This window comes from Pseudomonas marginalis, from assembly GCF_900105325.1.
GTDB lineage: Bacteria > Pseudomonadota > Gammaproteobacteria > Pseudomonadales > Pseudomonadaceae > Aquipseudomonas > Aquipseudomonas marginalis.
Genome location: NZ_FNSU01000001.1, coordinates 690,994 through 707,149, shown reverse-complemented (window position 1 = coordinate 707,149; position 16,156 = coordinate 690,994). Strand labels below are relative to the sequence as shown.

Here is a 16,156-nt window from a genome sequence, read left to right as displayed (position 1 = left end):
TAGGTTGGCGTACGATTTGCCCCATTTTTGCCCCACATCAGGTATGCCCGAACGCGCTTTGTTTCCTATCCATCCACTACCCAATGTGAGTTTGAAAGACTGCAATACGGGCTAAAGGGACAACTTTAGTTCAATGAGGACAACGCGCCACCGCTCAACACGGCGGCACGTGCTCCTATTAGAACAGGCTCCCCAATGCTGCCGGCTCCCAATTCATGATGACCAACTCTCCACTGACTTCCGCTTTCCCCTGCCGCAGATTAGCGGTGCTGTATCGAATATCAATCATCTCGAAGTGAAACCCATCAAACACGCGCCGGATCTCGGGATGATCGTTGATGCTGACCATCACCTTGCCCTTACAGCGGCGCATAAAATCGGCCATCCGCTCGTAGTTCTCATAGGGAAAGTCCATGCCATAGCCAGCCGTCTGCCAGTAAGGCGGATCCATGTAGTGGAAAGTGTGGTCACGGTCGTAGCGCTCTGCGCACTCTAGCCAACCCAGGTTTTCGACATAAGTGCCGGAAAGGCGCTGCCAAGCTGCAGATAGATTTTCCTCGATCCGCAACAGATTGATCGCCGGGCCTGTAGTCGCAGTACCAAACGTCTGCCCCGTCACCTTGCCAGCAAATGCATGGTGCTGCAGGTAGAAAAACCGAGCCGCGCGCTGGATGTCGGTGAGGGTTTCAGGGCGGGTCATCTTCTGCCACTCGAACACCTGGCGCGAACTGAGCGCCCATTTGAACTGGCGCACAAATTCTTCCAGGTGGTTCTGCACCACGCGGTACAGCGTCACCAGCTCGCCGTTGATATCATTGAGAACCTCAACCGGCGCAGCCTGGGGGCGCAAGAAGTAGAGTGCGGCGCCGCCAGCGAAGACCTCGACGTAACATTCATGAGGTGGAAAGAGTGGGATAAGGCGATCGGCTAGACGGCGTTTACCGCCCATCCAAGGGATAATGGGGGAGGACATAAAAGCAAGACCTTTGCTGTATGGATAAACAGTGCTAGGCTCATATCGCTTTGTGCACGAAGCAGGAGCCTTGGCTGGACTTGCAGGTATGGTCTGCGGGGAAAGTGACCGGGTTAGATGTTGACGCATCTTGCCCGGCCGCTCCTTTACTTCGTTGTAAATACTTCTTTGAGAACCTGATATGCCCTCAGACTGGCGGAACTGGGCTAGTGGTAAAACTGCAATCTAATAGATGCTGATATCCAGTTCTGCTGGGATAGGTAGCTCTTGGGCGAGCCTCCACAAATGTAGAGGTCACCCATTAGCCCAAGAAAAGTCTTTAACAGGTAACTCCCAAATCATCCTGACTTGTTAGCTCAGTCGAAAACGACTAACAATTGCACTAAGATCTGTAGCCAAGCGCGACAACTCTTGACTCGCTCCCATCGTGTGAGCAGCGCCTTGAGTTGACTGAGCGGACAGATCACGGATATTTACCAGATTGCGATCGACCTCTCGCGCAACATGCGCCTGCTCTTGCGATGCACTGGCAATCACAAGGTTTAGATCATTGATTTCACTTACAGCTGAATTAATTCTACCCAGCGCTTCGTTGGCGCCTTCTGCAATGCTAAGTGTTTTTGTCACCAGTTCAGTATTACTAAGCATAGAATCTACAGCAAGCTCTGTACCATTCTGAACATTAGTTACCAAACGCTCTATCTCGGTAGTTGACTGTTGTGTGCGATGGGCAAGCGCACGGACTTCATCGGCTACCACCGCGAAGCCTCGACCTGCCTCCCCCGCTCGCGCCGCTTCGATTGCAGCGTTTAATGCAAGCAGATTTGTTTGTTCTGCAAGGCCCCGAATGACATCTAAAACCTTGCCTATATCACGAGACTGCTCCGCCAAATCGCCGAGCAAATTCGATGTCTTAGCGATATCCCCCCCCACATTGTCGACTGCTATAGAGGTTTGCCTAACTAGTGCCATACCCTCCTCTGCTGCGCCGGTAGCACTACCCGAGGAACGAGCAGTATGTTCAGCGTTACGCGCAACCTCTTCGACGGCGCTGGTCATCTCGTTCACCGCTGTTGCAGCCATATCCAACTCATCATTTTGCCGCTTCATGCTACTAGCACTAACTTCAGTAACAGTCGTCAATTTTTCGGCAGCATCAGAGAGTTGTACTGACGAATTAAAAATTTGCTGTAGCGTTTGTCTTAGCTGTTCCTGCATTACACCTACTGCAAATACGACGCTGTTTTCATCGCCTTTCGAAACCGTGATCGACTTGGTAAGATCGCCTTGAGCAATATTGCGAGTAAAATCAGCAACCATACTAGGCTCACCGCCGATTGATCCAATAATACTACGCGTGGTTAACAGTGTTATAATAACGCTAAGCCCCACTATTAACAGCGTCGTAGCTAAGGCCATTGTGCGAGTGAAATCAGCGCTCGCTAATTGCTCCTTATACCTCTGACCTGCTTGATTTTTGCCCAGTTCGCGCATCGAGTGAAGCGTCTGGAAAACCCGCTCCGCAAAAGGCTTCACTTCCTCTCGGTTAACCGTCGCAGCACCAGCAATATCTCCCGACTCAATAACAGCAGTTTGATGGCGCATACCGTCACGCATCTTTTCATAATCACTTTTAAGTTTTTCAGCATCATTATTTGAAGGTGCGCCGGATGCTCGTCCTGCCAGAGAAGAAACTAAATCATCAATCTGAACAAATGAACTTTCGTTCTGCTTTTTCCATTCAGGAATCTGTATGGGGTCACCTATTGCAATCATCCGTAGAATATTGATATCTGCCCTAGTGAGCAGACCATCAATACCATCGACTTTCTCCATATTAGCAAAGTCCTGATTAAACAACGCACCGGTATTATCAGTCGCTACTTTTATCTGATAAATCAGATAAGCCGACAATCCAAAGAAAGCGGCAATGATGATGAAAGTAGAGAGCATTAACCGCCACTTAACGGTCAACCCCGAACGAGCTATTTGATTGCTGCTGGTCATGACCTTCTCCTAACGAAGCATCATTAGATAACGGGGCGTTCACGCTAAAGGCGTGTCACCTCTTATGTCGACGGACGACGAACTATCTTTAGCCTAAAAACAACCAAATCTGCAAATAATAAAAACAAGAAAACACATGACGGGCAGGCAAAATCTTTTGCACTTTTTATGGCGCCAAAAAAACGTTGATCACCCGCACAAAAAGCATAGCGCACCAGACTTGAGCATGCGCACCAAAACAGCGCAAAGGCTAACCATTTACAAAAAACTTACAACTATTGGCAAATGGCAGAGGTTGTTGCAGCGTACTAAATAGCGTATTAGATTATGTATTCGCATAGGACTGTATTGGTCCAAATCACCTAAGTTGGAGAACGTTTATGGGGCATTCGGCTAACTTTCAGGTTGAGCTATATGCAAGAAAACTCGAACAGGCGGCTGAAGGCTTGACACGTGAAGGTACAGTGTTAAAAGATAACGGACTTGACAGCCTGGGAGAGGCTGTTTTGTCCCAAGCAAAGAAGTTAAAGCTTGCAGTAGCTGAGTTAAGAGGTCTGATGAGCACATAGCCTATGTCGCTCCCTAAACCATGTCAGCAGCTTAGCCGAGACCTCAGAGAAGCGGCCGCTCTTCTAAAATGGGCCAGCATCGACCTTCTAAGGATAGCGGAAACCCTTCTTACACAGGGGGATGAGACAGGTGCGAACGAAATCATGACGATGGCGTTAAACTATCATGACATGGAAGTTAAATTATTAAGCTATTCAGATGAGGTGGGTGATGGAAAGATTTCGCGTGCAGAGAAACAGTAGCCGGAGCTTGAACTGATTTTACGTTGACCAAACAGCGCCCTTCATTTACACAGCACGCAAACTCTATTTCTACGTAGAACTATTACTATCGTACTCGCAGCATACGTATAGGTTATCGCATTACGGCATTTATATATGCCTGGCACGCTTTTAAAGCGATCAGTCCTTGGTCGCCGGCATCGGTGATGCCGATAATTCGTTGAGCATGCGCAGGGTCAAGTTGGGCTCGACCGGCTGCATGAACCACGCCGATGGAGCTGGGGGCGGCAGACACTTTACAGCCACTGGCTGAATCCGAAGCGTCGAGAAGGACTGACAGCCGCACATCAGCAGTAGCAAGGCGGTCACGCAATAGAGCCTGATTACGTTTGGCATCGGACAGTTCTCGGGTGTGCTGTTGATCGGAGACGGCGAGTTGTTGCTCTGTGGCCAGGCGCTTGTCCTGCTCGGCCTGCTGCTGGCGGAGCGCGGCCTGGGTCAGATTGTTTAGATCGTCAGCCTGCAGCGCGGCCTGGCTCGCGAGCTTTCCAGCGTAACGCCACGCTTGCACCTGCCAGGCCGCGCCGAACGCAATGATCATCGCGATCAGCAAGACTGCCAGTTTCTGTGGTGTGGTCAGCATTACTCATCCTCCCAATCGGGTAGGTCGATGGTCTGCCCCGCCAGATGGTGAGTGCAGTCATCGAGAAACTGAATGCGCCCACCGGTCACGAACGAATGACAAACCCGGGGGCCGTCAGACCAGATGTATCTGACCAGAATGCTTGGCGTGAACGTTGGCGCGTCCAAGTTCCCATTCCACCCCCACCGTGGCCCTGGTCCATTCCCATGTGAAACACCATGCGCGATGCCGCATCCCGGGCATTCGAAATACAGCCGATCTGCTTCGGCTTGAGCCAGGCAGCGTGACACTTTCCGTAATGCCGTCATGACAGCACTCCACCCGCCAAGCGGTACTGCTGGATCAGATCATCAAGCCGGTGTTCACGCTGGCCATACCCTGCACCAGGCAGGCTTGCCCAAATATTCCGGCACTTTGCGATTGCGGATTCGACCCGGCCTGCATGCACGTCCGGTAGTGCGCGGCATTCGCGGATGTGCTGCAGAGCCAGCAGGTCCTGGCTGATCGGGCTGAAGTCAGGCAGGGCCAACAGCGTTCGGTAATACGGCCAGTCCTTGAGCATCTGCTGGTACCGGCCCGAGGCATTTGAGGTCAGGCCCTTGCTGTTGATGGCCTTCGAGCGGCGCCCCTTTGCGAAGGGGTGATCACTGAAATCTGTGAAGACCTCAGGCTTTCTGTCGATGCCCGTCACGATGACGTCGTAGCCATCCAGGGCAGTGGCCGGCGATGTGCTGGTCCCCTCGGACCAAGCGAGCATGTCGAGGAAAGCCAGAGCATTGCGGCTGCCCGCTTGGGTGGTCGAAAGTCGTGCCATAGCCTTTTCTCCAGGCGAAAAAAACCCGCACAACGGCGGGGATTAGAGGTGAATGAAACTCTGTTGAATTCGTTTTATACGGTGCTGCACTCAAACGAATGGGGCCAGGAATCTCGTCGTATTAAGAAGTTCCGTCTTGTTATTAATTGACAGCCTTTGTGGTGGGGCACATCGCTATCATCTGCGCCAAATTTCGCTACGGAGGAACACGTTAATGGTTCATAGGCCCGCCAAAACTACCAATCGCCACGGATGGGTTTGGGTCTATAAAAGAATCAGACGCCTTGGATTCTCTCGATTTACTGCTTGTTACAGAGCGAGTCTTTACGCTCTCAGAGGAGACACCGGAACTTTCAGGTTCAAAAATGGCTGGGAAAAATTCCGCTTCCGCCGCAAACCATGAGTTGCGGCGGGCTGATCGGTTTACCTAGCCAACTATGGGAAGGTCGACGGTGCCGTAAAGGTGTCACCAGCAAACCGGCCACCTGCCGCGAAAGCGGCATCCCATAGCGCTTTGTCGAGGGCGTCGACGTCAGCATAGGTTCGCCCCGACACGGTCAGATCCTCGCAGTAGCCGCGATAGAAGATGTCAGAGGGGCATTGATTGGTCAGCGCGGAACCTGACCCACCGTTACCGAAAATAATGCTCCCGGCCGCTGCCGCAACCGTATCACTACTCCCCGCAGACGCTCGCATTGAGGAGTACCGGTTGGCCACGGCGTTGGCACCACCGACGACGTTGTATAGCCCGGAAGCCTTGCCGGTGTTTCCGGCGCCACTCATGTATCCCAGGAAGTTGCCGCCGCTACCGATCTCCATGTACCGGTGACCGGTTGCGAGTGCTGCACGTGTACGGTGCGTCCATACCGAGAAATAGAACAGGTGAGTCTTGTTAGCGATGATGTAGTCGCGGATCGCGGTTGCGACATTGATCTGTGAACCATGACCACTCACCGTGTTGTTCACCTGGCTGTAAATGGCGTGCAGCCCCTTCTTGGGCGTCCTCTCAAACAGAGCGTCAGCTGCGACCGCATTACTGCTGAACACACCCGCCAAGCTGCTCTCGGTACCCGCACCGAGCACCGCTGCCGCTTCGGCGTAAGCGATATTGGGGATAACAGCTCCCGCTGCCGGCACTCCGCTCACACCACCCAAGCTATGCCCCAAGTCGAACAGATACAGCGACCCCGCACTCAGCAATGCATCGGAACGCAGAATGGGCAACGTCGTATCGGTGAAGGTGATGCCATCCAGCACGGTTTTTTGTCCGGCCATTACCAGGACCTCCGGTTAATTTCGTAGGCGATGCGACGGGCGATATGCCCGTTGCTGATCGTGGTGTTGTGAATGATGTCCAGCCGCAGCGAACGCGGAACCACGCCCTTGGCCACGTCGTCCAGATCGTCGGCGCTGCCGTCGTTGAACTGCATCAGCCACTCGCGGATCTTGATCACGCGATCGCCATACTCGGTGGTGGCCCAATCTTCCAGCGCGACGCAGTTGTTGTAGGTGGCGGTACCGACCCCCTCCCCCGTCGACGTGCCCGGTGTCGGGTTACCGCCAAGCGGCGGCGTGATGATCAGATAGCGCTTTTCAACGGTTTTCTGCACTCCCACCATCGCCCGGATGTCGGCCTTGATCTGCTCGATGTTGTCGAGGTTGTTGCGGCCCATCCAGATGATCTCGGTGTAAAACCCGTCACCGGGAACGTCGGGCACAAACGGCGACTTGGGCGCGCTGTATCGGGCGTCTCCGGCAGCATCCCGAGCAAACGTGTAAACGTCCGACGAGTCCCCTGTCTCACTGTGCGTGCACGTAAGCGTCCCATGGATGCCGCCCAAGGTACCTGGCAACGTGTAGGTGCCGGAATTGGTCGCGGGCGTGGACAGCAATAAGGTGCTCAACGCAGTGACCGTCACCGAACCCGAGGCCGGGATCTGGTTGTCCGTGACGGTCAGCAGTGCGGTACCAGCACCGAAACGCGCGGCGATCTGGCGAGAGGTCTGGCCGCCAATGCCGCCATTCACAATGGTCCGCGCACTGATCAGGGGCGCAAGTTGCTCCCGCCAGGTGACCTGGCTGCTATTGGCTGTCAGGGAGTCCCCTACACAAAGCAGGTCATGAACCGGTTTGAGGTACTCGATCCCTGTCACATCGGGGATATGAATATCAAAATTACCCACGGTTTTGCCGGCTGTGGTGATGCCAAGCGCAATGCGGCCAACCGCATCAACAACGGCCCAGACATAGCCGGACTCTGGGCTCAGTTGAACCGCAATGAAGCCCGACAGATCGGCCCCCAGCGCTTTGCGAGGTACGGCACTGGTGCCGAGCAAGAATTTCCCGGTAACGGTACCGTCCACTCGAAGAGCCAGACCAATCCGTCCCAGGGTATCGATCACTGCCCACGCGTATCCCGACTGGGGGTCCAACGCCTTGGCGATAAATCCGTCGAGGTCGAGTTTCAGCGTGTTGCGATCGACAGTGCCGTCTCGCAGCATGAACTTGCCCACGAGTGAGCCATCCACCCGGCAACCCAGCGCCATGCGTCCAACCGAATCCACCAGCGCCCAGGTGTAACCGGACTCTACGGCCAATCGAACAAAGCGCAGCTCCAATCCATTAAACGTGCCGCTCTCAACCGCAGAGGTGCGCACGTCTATCTCTGCGATGTAGCCCACAGAGGGGTCATCGGAGACGTGCCTGGCCTCCGTGGCACTGACCCGCACATACAGGCTGCGCGATATATCTGGCGAAGTGGGCTCGACGTAAAAAGACTGGCCGTCGACCGTCGACAGAAGACCTGCCGCGACAGTGGCATGCACTTTTCCATCGACCATATCGCGGTTGAGGCGATCAATTTCCGCATTGATCATATCCACCGGATCACTGGTACCGATGCCCTGCAGCAGCGGCGCTCGGTACCCCGCATAGCCGATCTGAATATCGATGCGGGCCGCCGCGGTGTAGAAGAACACCCGCGCACTGGCATCGGCATGCATGGGGTTGGCTAAGACAACGGTCGCCGCTGCATCGGAAAACAGCGGCGCCAACGTCTCACTCCCGGAGACAAGCACACTCACCGTTGCTCCGGGCAATAGCACGCCGTCTTCAGCCCTTGCGGCAAAGAATTGAATAGGTTGCATGATGAGTCTCTATCAGGTGTTGAAGGTGATCGCCGGGGCGAAGTTGAGTTGACTGCGTACACTGCTCCAGGTGTCGTACGCTGCAGCGCAGAGGTAATACGTGGTGTCTGGCGTCAGTCCCGTGATCTGGCCGGTGCGTGATACGCCTTGATACCCGACCGTTCCTGCGGTTGCCGGATCAAAGTCCTCCTCTGTCGAATACACAAACACATAGCCCGCCGTGTCTGCAGCTGCACTGGCCGCGCAACTGACATCCGCAGTGGTGGTGCCAGTGACCGAGGCGGCGGTTCCCGTAACGGGCGCCGGCGCCGTATTGGTGACCAACAACGACACCAACTGTGCTTGGCCTGCAGCGTTGCGCTCTATGACCTCCACCCGATAGCTGCGAATGAGCGCACCATCCACCAGCGCATCTTCACGTTGGTAAGTAAATGCCGTGCTGGTAGTCGCCACCTCTCGCAGGAGGGCATTACTGCCCGCGTGACGAACACGTACCAAGCGATCTTCGGCACGAGCTCCGGCCACCCAACTGACGGTGAAGTACGGCGCCTCGAAGGCACCGACCAGGGCGAGGTTTTGCGCGGTATCAGGCGCTACCCGAGCCGGCGACAACGTGACGCTGTAGGCAGTGACATCCGCCAGATCCTCAAGTGCTCGACCGAACACGTTAAATGAGCGGAACTTGACCCAGACAGTCTTGCCGACCTGGTCGGACGTGTAGCTGTACTTCCAGACGGCATCATCCAACCGCACAAAGGGTGAACCGGCCGAGTGACTGGAGATGGCCGTGCTCAGACGTCCGCGTCTCAGATAACTCAGCTCATAGCCTCCGACGCCCGTGAGCACCGCGTCTCGGTAACTCAGCAACTCACCGGCCACCCAACACAGCGTGGCGCCACTGTCCGCCTCTGCAGTAGTGGCGGCAGCCAGCTCCGTCGCCGCTGCCAGTTGCACTGACAAGGTGTTGACCGTATCGGGATCGCTTCCAGCGGCCAGAGTCGTTGTCAGTTGCCCCATGCGCGCCCTGCCGTAAATCGTCTCCGCTAACCGGTAGCTGTCGCCATCGGCGCTGATCCAAATCTCACAACCGCCCCAGGCTTCACCCACACCGGCAACACCGCCCCAGATCTGCAATGTGCCGGCGGGCAGCAAGCTCTCGGGTGGGTTGAACATGATGGGCGCCAGGACAGGACCAGGCGCGACGTTCTGATTGCCCTGATAACCGCTTTTGCTCTGCACCGGATAGTTAGGTGCGCTGCCGACGCCCAGCAACGCATCCTCGGCCACGATCGCCAACTTACCCAGCTCGTCCTCCTCAACCGAAATCAGCCGGACCAGGCGCTGGTGCAGGTTCAACCCTGGCTCAGTGATCGTGACTAGGTCCATAGGCTCAAGGAGCACATGCTGCCAGCCGAGGGAGAACTCATATTCATTACGCACGTACAGCTTGCGCTGCACCAACAACTGCGCCGCATGGGCACCGATGGCGATATTGCAGATCTCGTACGCTTTGATGGTGTCCATCGGCTTGGAGCCAAACTGCTCAATGGCAGTCTGATCAGGCGCACGCACTACGTCGGTGTTGTACTCGTGATCACGATCGAGGATCTCCAGCGACACTTCGTTGTAGCTGTCGGCCTGGCTCTTGATCTTGAGCGAGACCGGAGGCTCACCGTCCTCAGAAAGAAAATCGTCATCGGTCAGATCCGCCACTGGCGTGATGTTCGGAAACCACGTGACACCGTTGCCCGTGACAGCCTGGTCGCCGTAGGGGATCACCTTGAGTTGACCGGCAGACCACACCAGCTCGCTGTTGGTCAGCTGCAACCAGCGCGCGATGGCCTCATTCGCCGGCGACTGTTCGTCAAGCACTGGGCTCAAGAGTAAGTTTTCCGCCAAGCAATAGTTGCGGTAGTTCGACATATCCGCGACCCATGCCGGGGTAAAACCAATGCCGTCCAACGGATCGAGCAACAACCCGGGCAAGAAGTCACCCGGGTTGGCATCCGGCAGCCCGGGCACCTGATAACGCCCGTCCACCTCAAACGTATGATTCTGGACGCCGGCGTTGTCGTTGAGCAGGTACCTGCTGGAAAAAACGTAGGCCGTGTCAGCGTAGGCAATCGCTTCGGTAGGGTGGCGAGTTTGAAGAAACCCCCACACCGCCTGATCATGAGTGCCATTGGCATAATTCAAGCCAATCTGCGCCAGTGAGGAAAACACCTCTTTGTCACGAAATACGCGGTGAGTTGCACCCAGCGGGCCTCGCCCGACGGCCAAAATGATGGCCGCGTAGTAGGTGTAGGTCGTGTCTTTTTGGGTGGCCCCGCCGCCTCCTTTACCCCCCGACTTTTTCGTCGTGGTTTTGGCGACCGCTTCAAAGTCACTGTAATAAATGAGGTTAGGGCTGATGCGATTACGGCCGGCGATCCAGGCGATCGGCTTGCCACTCGCACTGCTCTGGATCTGCAACGCGTTGATACGTGTCGCACTATTGGAAATGGTACTACTGCTGCCCCCCATCGCTGACTCCATATCGGTTAAGTGTGTAATAACGCACGGTATGGCTGGAGAGCCGCTCCTCGCGCATGTCCGCAAACTCGACGCCGATGTCCCGATAGGCGTGAATGATGCGGTGCTCATCGACCACCACCGCGCCGTGGCTGAAGGTCCGGCCGAATTTCCAGACCGCGACATCACCACGCTGTGGCGTATCGATCTGCCGGCCATACAACTCCAGCCAGCCCAGATAACGCTCCTCACTGCGATGCAGGTGCCAGTCCTGGGCATACGCCCCGGGATCGATCCAGGGAATCAACCCGGCGGCGTGATACACCTCAATCAGCAACCAGGCGCAGTCAACACCAACACCCAGCAGGTGCTGCCGGTGCTGGTACGGCGTACGCAACCAGCGCTCAGCCTGCGAGACCACGGCATCACGCTGCAGCACTTCGAACGGGCTCATACCGATGTCTCCGCGACGGGAATGAACGGCATACCCCGATACCGCGCTCGGTTGCCGAACTTGTTGGTGCAGGCATCCAGCGTCCGTGGGCAACCCGGGTAAATCAGAAACTGATCACCCGCCACTGGCACGCCTGGCAGGCCCAGGATCATCGTCACGGCACCATCTGCCGTGAATCGGCGTACGGTCCTTGTCACACCTGCATTGGCACCGTTCACAAAACGAATCACGCCCTGGTCAAACCAGCCCTGAGTGGCGGGCACATTGGAGTTCACGCGCAGGGCCGTGCTGCCGCCCTGGACCACACCCACGGTTTCAAACAGGGCGCGATTCACCCCGCAATCGGCGCTGTACACCGTGCGCAGGCAGGAGGGCTGATAGACACCCCGGGGCACCTTGGTATCGAGCAGCTCGATCGGCGACTTCACTGTCACCGTCGCCTGCTCGCGATCGGCAGGATCCACCTCGGCGACACGCCCGATAAAACGTGTGACCGTGCCCACCACGGGTGATCGCCAGTCCGCCATAAACGCTCGAACAAGGTTCAGGGTGGCCCCGTCAAAACCGCCGCCGGCAATGAATGGCAGCAAGGGCTCGCCGAACACGGTATCGTCCATACCGGCGGTAAAGGTCACGTTTAACGTGTCGACCTCAATCCCGCGCACCGCCCGCACGCCGGTGCGCTTGATCAGGGGGCCGCTGGCCGAGTAGTTCTGGCCCGCATAGAAGACCTGCAAACCCGCATCGGTGTAACGCAGCACCTGGCCGCTGGCCAGGGCAATCGTGTACAGATCCGCCATGACGAAACTGCGCGCCGTGGCCAGAAAAGCTTTCAGTTCGGGTGTGGCATCGATCATGGTTTGATACTCGTGAACGCGATTTTTTTGAGTTCCCATATCGCGCGATAAGGCTGAGCCCCGTCGAGCGAATCGGCCTCGAAAGCACAGCGAAAATAAAACGCCCCACTCCACACCAGCGCCGCATTGATGGGTGGGGCCACCGTGAAGGTGATGCGCCCCAGCTCATCCACAGTGAAGGCTGAAGTAGGAGCACCACTGACAGTGACGACGTCCACATTGACGACGCCGTACACCGGCTCGATCCAGTGGCCTATCTCCCGGGAAAGCTGAAATGTTCGCGTGGTGCCATCACCGGTGCCAAAGCGCTGAAGCGTTACCAGGTGATCGCTACGATCAAAGAACAGGAACTCGCCAAATTGCCCTTTGCGCTGATTAAAGAACTCAATCAGCCTCGACCATTCATCCAAGCCGGGGCGCTTGCGCACGGCGTTGTAGCTCAGTTGGAAAGACCAAAGCGGCGCTGGGTAATACGCCGTTGTCCGGCGTCGACCACTGGCAGCTTTCTGCACACCGGTACTCCACTCAGGCGCCTTTTTTGAAAGAAGGGTTTGCCCGGGCAGGCGCGGCAGAACGCCTTCAACCGCCGCGCCCATATCGGGGTAACTGGCGATCCAGCGCGCCGGCCAAAAAGGTCCTAACGACATCTCGCCCCCCTAAGTTTTGATGGCGCCGTTGCGCCGCATTTTTTGCATTTCCTCGGCCAGCACCCGGGCACCCCGCCGAATATCCGCAGGTGACATCCGGCCGCTGCTGTCGTGGTAGTGATAGCTGTTACCGGCCCCTCCCAACTGCCCCTCTCCACTGGCTGCCTGGCGGATGACATTGGCGTATTGCTTGGGCAGTACCATTTCCTGCTCGTGGAGTTGTGTCATGGGGTTGGTACCGGCAGGGATGTCATAGCCGCCCTCGGCCGAGGCGACGTTTTTCACCAGGCCAAATACGAATGCGCCGGCAGCCACTGCAGCCGCTGCGCCGAGGATCGGTCCAATGATCGGAATGGCCGACATGGCTGCAAAGGCACCGGCCATGGCCTGCCAGGCACTGGCAATGATGTTTTTGATCGTGGCTGCGCCCCAGATCGCTACGGACATGGCCGCACCGCCTGCCTCTGCAGCCGTTCGAACGCCAACACCCACCACCGTCGCACCGGTTTTAGCCGTCTCACCGAACATCCATGCCATCAACGGCTTGGTGACCATGTTCTCAACGAACGCGGTCCCGATGCTGGTGAAGATCCCGCGCAACAGGCCCTGAGTGCTCATGGTGCCGCTGATGATCCCGGTAAGCCCGCTCGACCAGCTGGTACGCAGGCTGTCGACCATGCCCGTCCAGTTGCTTTGCGACTCGAAGGTTTGCTGCCTGCCAATCACTGCCATGCTGTTGCGGTGGGTTTGCTCCAGCGCCAGGATCTGCTGCTGGACCTGCTGCAGGGCGACCGGGTTACGGTCAGGATCCTGCTCCAGCAGCGCTTTACGCTCGGCCAATGCCTGGGCTTCGATCGCATACCGTTGCTTTTCGAACTCAGCTTGGGCTTGCAGCAGTTGGCCTTGGGTGATCAGGTTGGCTTGCAGATCCAGCTGGGCCATCTGTTCGGCATGGGCAACATCGGTAAGCCGCGCCTGCTGATCGGCAGCCAGCTGCTGCTGTTTCATGTTGGTGATTTGCTGCTGCTTTTCGCGCTCGACAGCAACCACCTCAGCCGCAGCCTTGCGGTATTCCTGGCTGTCCTGTCCATAAAGTTGCCGGCTGCGCTCCAGGGTCTGCTGAGCAATCTGCAGGCGCGCGTCCATATTGTTGCGGTACTGCTGCGCCTGGGCCTGCAGATCGGCAAAGGCTTGGCCCTCGTCCTGCCGGCGCAACGCATTCAATGACGCCAGGTAATTGCGCTGAACGCTCAACCGTTCGGCCGCGCTCAAATCCGTGCGTTTGAGGATGCCCTGCCAGTACTGCATTTCCTGCTGCTGAGAAAACTGCAGGAAGGTGCCTTGCTCCGCCTGCTGTTGGGCGTGAGCCACTTTCTGTGCATCCAGCGTCTCTGCCCACTCACTGACCCGAGACTTGGCTTTCGTCGGCGCACTTACCGGGTCATCCGCTTTTTTAGGGGGCGTCGTGGACTCAACTACTTTCTTCCGATGCTCGACGGCTGCCGCGTAAGCCTGTTCCAGTTTGGTTAACTGGGCGATCTCAATGCCGTAAGCGGTTGGCCTAACTCTGCCCTGCTGCGGTGCCTTGGTCAGGGCTGTATTGCCGGTCGCGGCCATCTCGGCCACTTTGCGCCGCTGCTCTTCGATGCGGGCTGAACGGGAGCGCATACCCGCATCGACTTCCTCTAGCTTGTTGGAGACCAACTGCATGTTTTCCAGCAGCAGGCGCTCTTCGACCAGCGTGGCTTCCAATTGAGCCTTGCCACCGCCACCGCGTGGGCCGGCGATGACTGTGCCTAACATCGCTTCGTAGCGCGCGACGTTCGCCGCCACCTCATCCACGGTAAGGCCTACGCCAGTCATGCCTTTCAGCAGGTTGTTAAACCAACTGGCAGTCTCCGACAGCCGCTTATTCAGGCTGATAAAGACCGGTTCAAGGATGGTGCCGATGGTGACCTGCAGCTGGTTGCTTTTGGAGTCGAGCTCGGCCTGGCTGCCGGTTAATCCATCCGCCGCCTTGGCAGCATTACCGACCTGGGCCTCGGTCTCTTTCATGATGCCGTTGTATTCGGCCGTGATCTTTTGCGAGTCGGACAACTTGTCACGACTGGTGCCGATGCTCTTGGCGTACTCGTCCCACATTTTGGCGACGTTTTTCGTAACACCGGCGTTATCCACCAGCACCGAGTTTTCGTTTTTCAAGCCCTCGGTGGCCGACACCACAGCTTCCGACATGCTGAGATTGGCCTGCCGGTTGAACGCTGCAGCGTCTTTTAGGCGGTTGATCACCGCCACAGCCTGGTCAACGTTGTAGCCACGGCTGAGCAGGTTTTGCAGTGCTTTGGCCGCGTCACCGACGCTGAGCAAGCCGTCAGAGGCGAGCTTGTTGGCCTCATCCATGGCCCGGCCAATACCGACACCGGCGTGATTGGCCACCGCTTCCAGACCACGGTAAGCAGCCTCCTGTTGGATCGCCGCGTCCTTGCTATCGCTAACGATCTGGCCCAGCTTGAAAGCACCCAGACCAAACACACCCGCAATGCCAGCCGCCACACCACCGAGGCCCGAACGCATGATGGTGCTGACGCCGGCGAACGCCTCATTCACTGCCGGACCAAAACGAGCGAGCCGGGTTTGACTACCGACCATCTCGGTGTTGATCGCCCGCAGCTCGCGACTGAATGTCGTCCGCGCCTCGCGCATGTTGCGCTCGATGCTTTCAACTGCACGGTCGAAACCCTGAGTTCCGGCCGTGAACTGGTACGCGATATTTCTATCCATGCCGAAACCTCAAACTTCAAATAACAAAAAACCCGCATAAGCGGGTTTATGGGTTTTTGAATAACTAATTTAGCCTTGCGGCATTCACTGTTCGATTGAAATCTACAGCGGCTTCCCAAACTGGTGGATGACACCCTATCCAATTGCTGCACCAAAGCTCCGCAGTAATACGATAGGTCCCGTCACCTTTAGGTTCTTTAATAATCCGAGCACCAAGTAAGGAAGATGCTTCTGGCGGATTAAATGTCTCGATGTAATCGCTGGTGATACTCTGAATTTTATAGCCTGCATTACTCAGCACCCAGCGGCGTGCCGCACTCCACTTCAACTCACAGTCTTTATCGGAGATGCAGACGGGAATGGTGCTCATATACTCCTGCTTTAATTGCTCCGTTTTGGCGTCTGGAACAGCAGCGCAACCTGACAACAAAATTCCCGTAATAGCAAAAAACATCGCATATCGCATATAAGTCCTCCTCAGTTGTGATTAGGATTTATCGCATAGCGACGACCTATAGATATGGACAAAATC

The 16,156-nt window shown here is 56.5% G+C and carries 13 protein-coding genes and 2 pseudogenes; 1 reads left to right on the top strand and 14 read right to left on the bottom strand.

What is annotated here, in order from left to right; all coding sequences use genetic code 11:
• Positions 1 to 178 precede the first annotated feature (178 nt).
• From BLW22_RS03430 to BLW22_RS35790, 3 genes and pseudogenes are all read right to left on the bottom strand, one after another.
• Complete coding sequence (locus tag BLW22_RS03430; RefSeq protein WP_074844178.1) at positions 179 to 973, bottom strand: DNA adenine methylase; 795 nt, start codon at positions 971 to 973, stop codon at positions 179 to 181.
• A gap of 351 nt (positions 974 to 1,324) precedes the next feature.
• Positions 1,325 to 1,936 (bottom strand): annotated as a pseudogene (locus tag BLW22_RS35795) (methyl-accepting chemotaxis protein); the annotation flags it as partial.
• A 486-nt stretch (positions 1,937 to 2,422) separates the two neighbouring features.
• Positions 2,423 to 2,980 (bottom strand): annotated as a pseudogene (locus BLW22_RS35790) (MCP four helix bundle domain-containing protein); the annotation flags it as partial.
• A 380-nt stretch (positions 2,981 to 3,360) separates the two neighbouring features.
• On the opposite strand from BLW22_RS35790, the gene BLW22_RS03420 reads away from it, so the two are divergent.
• Complete coding sequence (locus tag BLW22_RS03420; RefSeq protein ID WP_074844172.1) at positions 3,361 to 3,549, top strand: hypothetical protein; 189 nt, start codon at positions 3,361 to 3,363, stop codon at positions 3,547 to 3,549.
• Between the two features lie 355 nt (positions 3,550 to 3,904).
• On the opposite strand, the gene BLW22_RS03410 is transcribed toward BLW22_RS03420, so the two are convergent.
• From BLW22_RS03410 to BLW22_RS34230, 11 genes are all read right to left on the bottom strand, one after another.
• Positions 3,905 to 4,411, bottom strand: coding sequence for a lysis system i-spanin subunit Rz (locus BLW22_RS03410; RefSeq protein ID WP_074845147.1), 507 nt, complete (start codon positions 4,409 to 4,411; stop codon positions 3,905 to 3,907).
• A 2-nt stretch (positions 4,412 to 4,413) separates the two neighbouring features.
• On the bottom strand, positions 4,414 to 4,722 hold the full coding sequence (locus BLW22_RS35185; protein ID WP_074844166.1) for a ubiquitination-like system serine protease family protein: 309 nt from the start codon (positions 4,720 to 4,722) through the stop codon (positions 4,414 to 4,416).
• Positions 4,719 to 5,228, bottom strand: a complete 510-nt coding sequence (locus tag BLW22_RS03400; RefSeq protein WP_074844163.1) for a glycoside hydrolase family 24 protein — start codon at positions 5,226 to 5,228, stop codon at positions 4,719 to 4,721. Before BLW22_RS03400 ends, BLW22_RS35185 begins: the two co-directional genes overlap by 4 nt.
• 435 nt (positions 5,229 to 5,663) lie before the next feature.
• Complete coding sequence (locus tag BLW22_RS03390) at positions 5,664 to 6,503, bottom strand: hypothetical protein (RefSeq protein WP_074844157.1); 840 nt, start codon at positions 6,501 to 6,503, stop codon at positions 5,664 to 5,666.
• Positions 6,503 to 8,374 carry an SGNH/GDSL hydrolase family protein gene (locus BLW22_RS03385; RefSeq protein WP_143045093.1) on the bottom strand — a complete coding sequence of 624 codons (1,872 nt, stop codon included), beginning with the start codon at positions 8,372 to 8,374 and terminating at the stop codon, positions 6,503 to 6,505. Before BLW22_RS03385 ends, BLW22_RS03390 begins: the two co-directional genes overlap by 1 nt.
• 12 nt (positions 8,375 to 8,386) lie before the next feature.
• A complete protein-coding gene (locus tag BLW22_RS03380) occupies positions 8,387 to 10,897 on the bottom strand; it encodes a phage tail protein (protein ID WP_074844151.1) in 2,511 nt (836 codons plus the stop codon).
• On the bottom strand, positions 10,881 to 11,339 hold the full coding sequence (locus tag BLW22_RS34235) for an NlpC/P60 family protein (protein ID WP_074844148.1): 459 nt from the start codon (positions 11,337 to 11,339) through the stop codon (positions 10,881 to 10,883). Before BLW22_RS34235 ends, BLW22_RS03380 begins: the two co-directional genes overlap by 17 nt.
• The gene (locus BLW22_RS03370) at positions 11,336 to 12,196 is read right to left on the bottom strand and encodes a DUF2163 domain-containing protein (protein WP_074844145.1); all 861 of its coding nucleotides are present in this window, start codon (positions 12,194 to 12,196) and stop codon (positions 11,336 to 11,338) included. The genes BLW22_RS34235 and BLW22_RS03370 overlap by 4 nt, the downstream gene beginning before the upstream one ends.
• Positions 12,193 to 12,843, bottom strand: a complete 651-nt coding sequence (locus tag BLW22_RS03365; protein WP_083381316.1) for a DUF2460 domain-containing protein — start codon at positions 12,841 to 12,843, stop codon at positions 12,193 to 12,195. The genes BLW22_RS03370 and BLW22_RS03365 overlap by 4 nt, the downstream gene beginning before the upstream one ends.
• A gap of 9 nt (positions 12,844 to 12,852) precedes the next feature.
• A complete protein-coding gene (locus tag BLW22_RS03360; protein ID WP_074844139.1) occupies positions 12,853 to 15,624 on the bottom strand; it encodes a coiled-coil domain-containing protein in 2,772 nt (923 codons plus the stop codon).
• A 64-nt stretch (positions 15,625 to 15,688) separates the two neighbouring features.
• Positions 15,689 to 16,090, bottom strand: coding sequence for a hypothetical protein (locus BLW22_RS34230; protein ID WP_143045091.1), 402 nt, complete (start codon positions 16,088 to 16,090; stop codon positions 15,689 to 15,691).
• Between the last annotated feature and the right edge of the window lie 66 nt (positions 16,091 to 16,156).

Bases quoted from the DNA above. Each gene is read 5' to 3' on its own strand.
- BLW22_RS03430 (WP_074844178.1), bottom strand. From the start codon at position 973: ATGTCCTCCCCCATTATCCCTTGGATGGGCGGTAAACGCCGTCTAGCC.
- BLW22_RS03420 (WP_074844172.1), top strand. From the start codon at position 3,361: ATGGGGCATTCGGCTAACTTTCAGGTTGAGCTATATGCAAGAAAACTC.
- BLW22_RS35185 (WP_074844166.1), bottom strand. From the start codon at position 4,722: ATGACGGCATTACGGAAAGTGTCACGCTGCCTGGCTCAAGCCGAAGCA.
- BLW22_RS03400 (WP_074844163.1), bottom strand. From the start codon at position 5,228: ATGGCACGACTTTCGACCACCCAAGCGGGCAGCCGCAATGCTCTGGCT.
- BLW22_RS03390 (WP_074844157.1), bottom strand. From the start codon at position 6,503: ATGGCCGGACAAAAAACCGTGCTGGATGGCATCACCTTCACCGATACG.
- BLW22_RS03385 (WP_143045093.1), bottom strand. From the start codon at position 8,374: ATGCAACCTATTCAATTCTTTGCCGCAAGGGCTGAAGACGGCGTGCTA.
- BLW22_RS03380 (WP_074844151.1), bottom strand. From the start codon at position 10,897: ATGGGGGGCAGCAGTAGTACCATTTCCAATAGTGCGACACGTATCAAC.
- BLW22_RS34235 (WP_074844148.1), bottom strand. From the start codon at position 11,339: ATGAGCCCGTTCGAAGTGCTGCAGCGTGATGCCGTGGTCTCGCAGGCT.
- BLW22_RS03370 (WP_074844145.1), bottom strand. From the start codon at position 12,196: ATGATCGATGCCACACCCGAACTGAAAGCTTTTCTGGCCACGGCGCGC.
- BLW22_RS03365 (WP_083381316.1), bottom strand. From the start codon at position 12,843: ATGTCGTTAGGACCTTTTTGGCCGGCGCGCTGGATCGCCAGTTACCCC.
- BLW22_RS03360 (WP_074844139.1), bottom strand. From the start codon at position 15,624: ATGGATAGAAATATCGCGTACCAGTTCACGGCCGGAACTCAGGGTTTC.
- BLW22_RS34230 (WP_143045091.1), bottom strand. From the start codon at position 16,090: ATGCGATATGCGATGTTTTTTGCTATTACGGGAATTTTGTTGTCAGGT.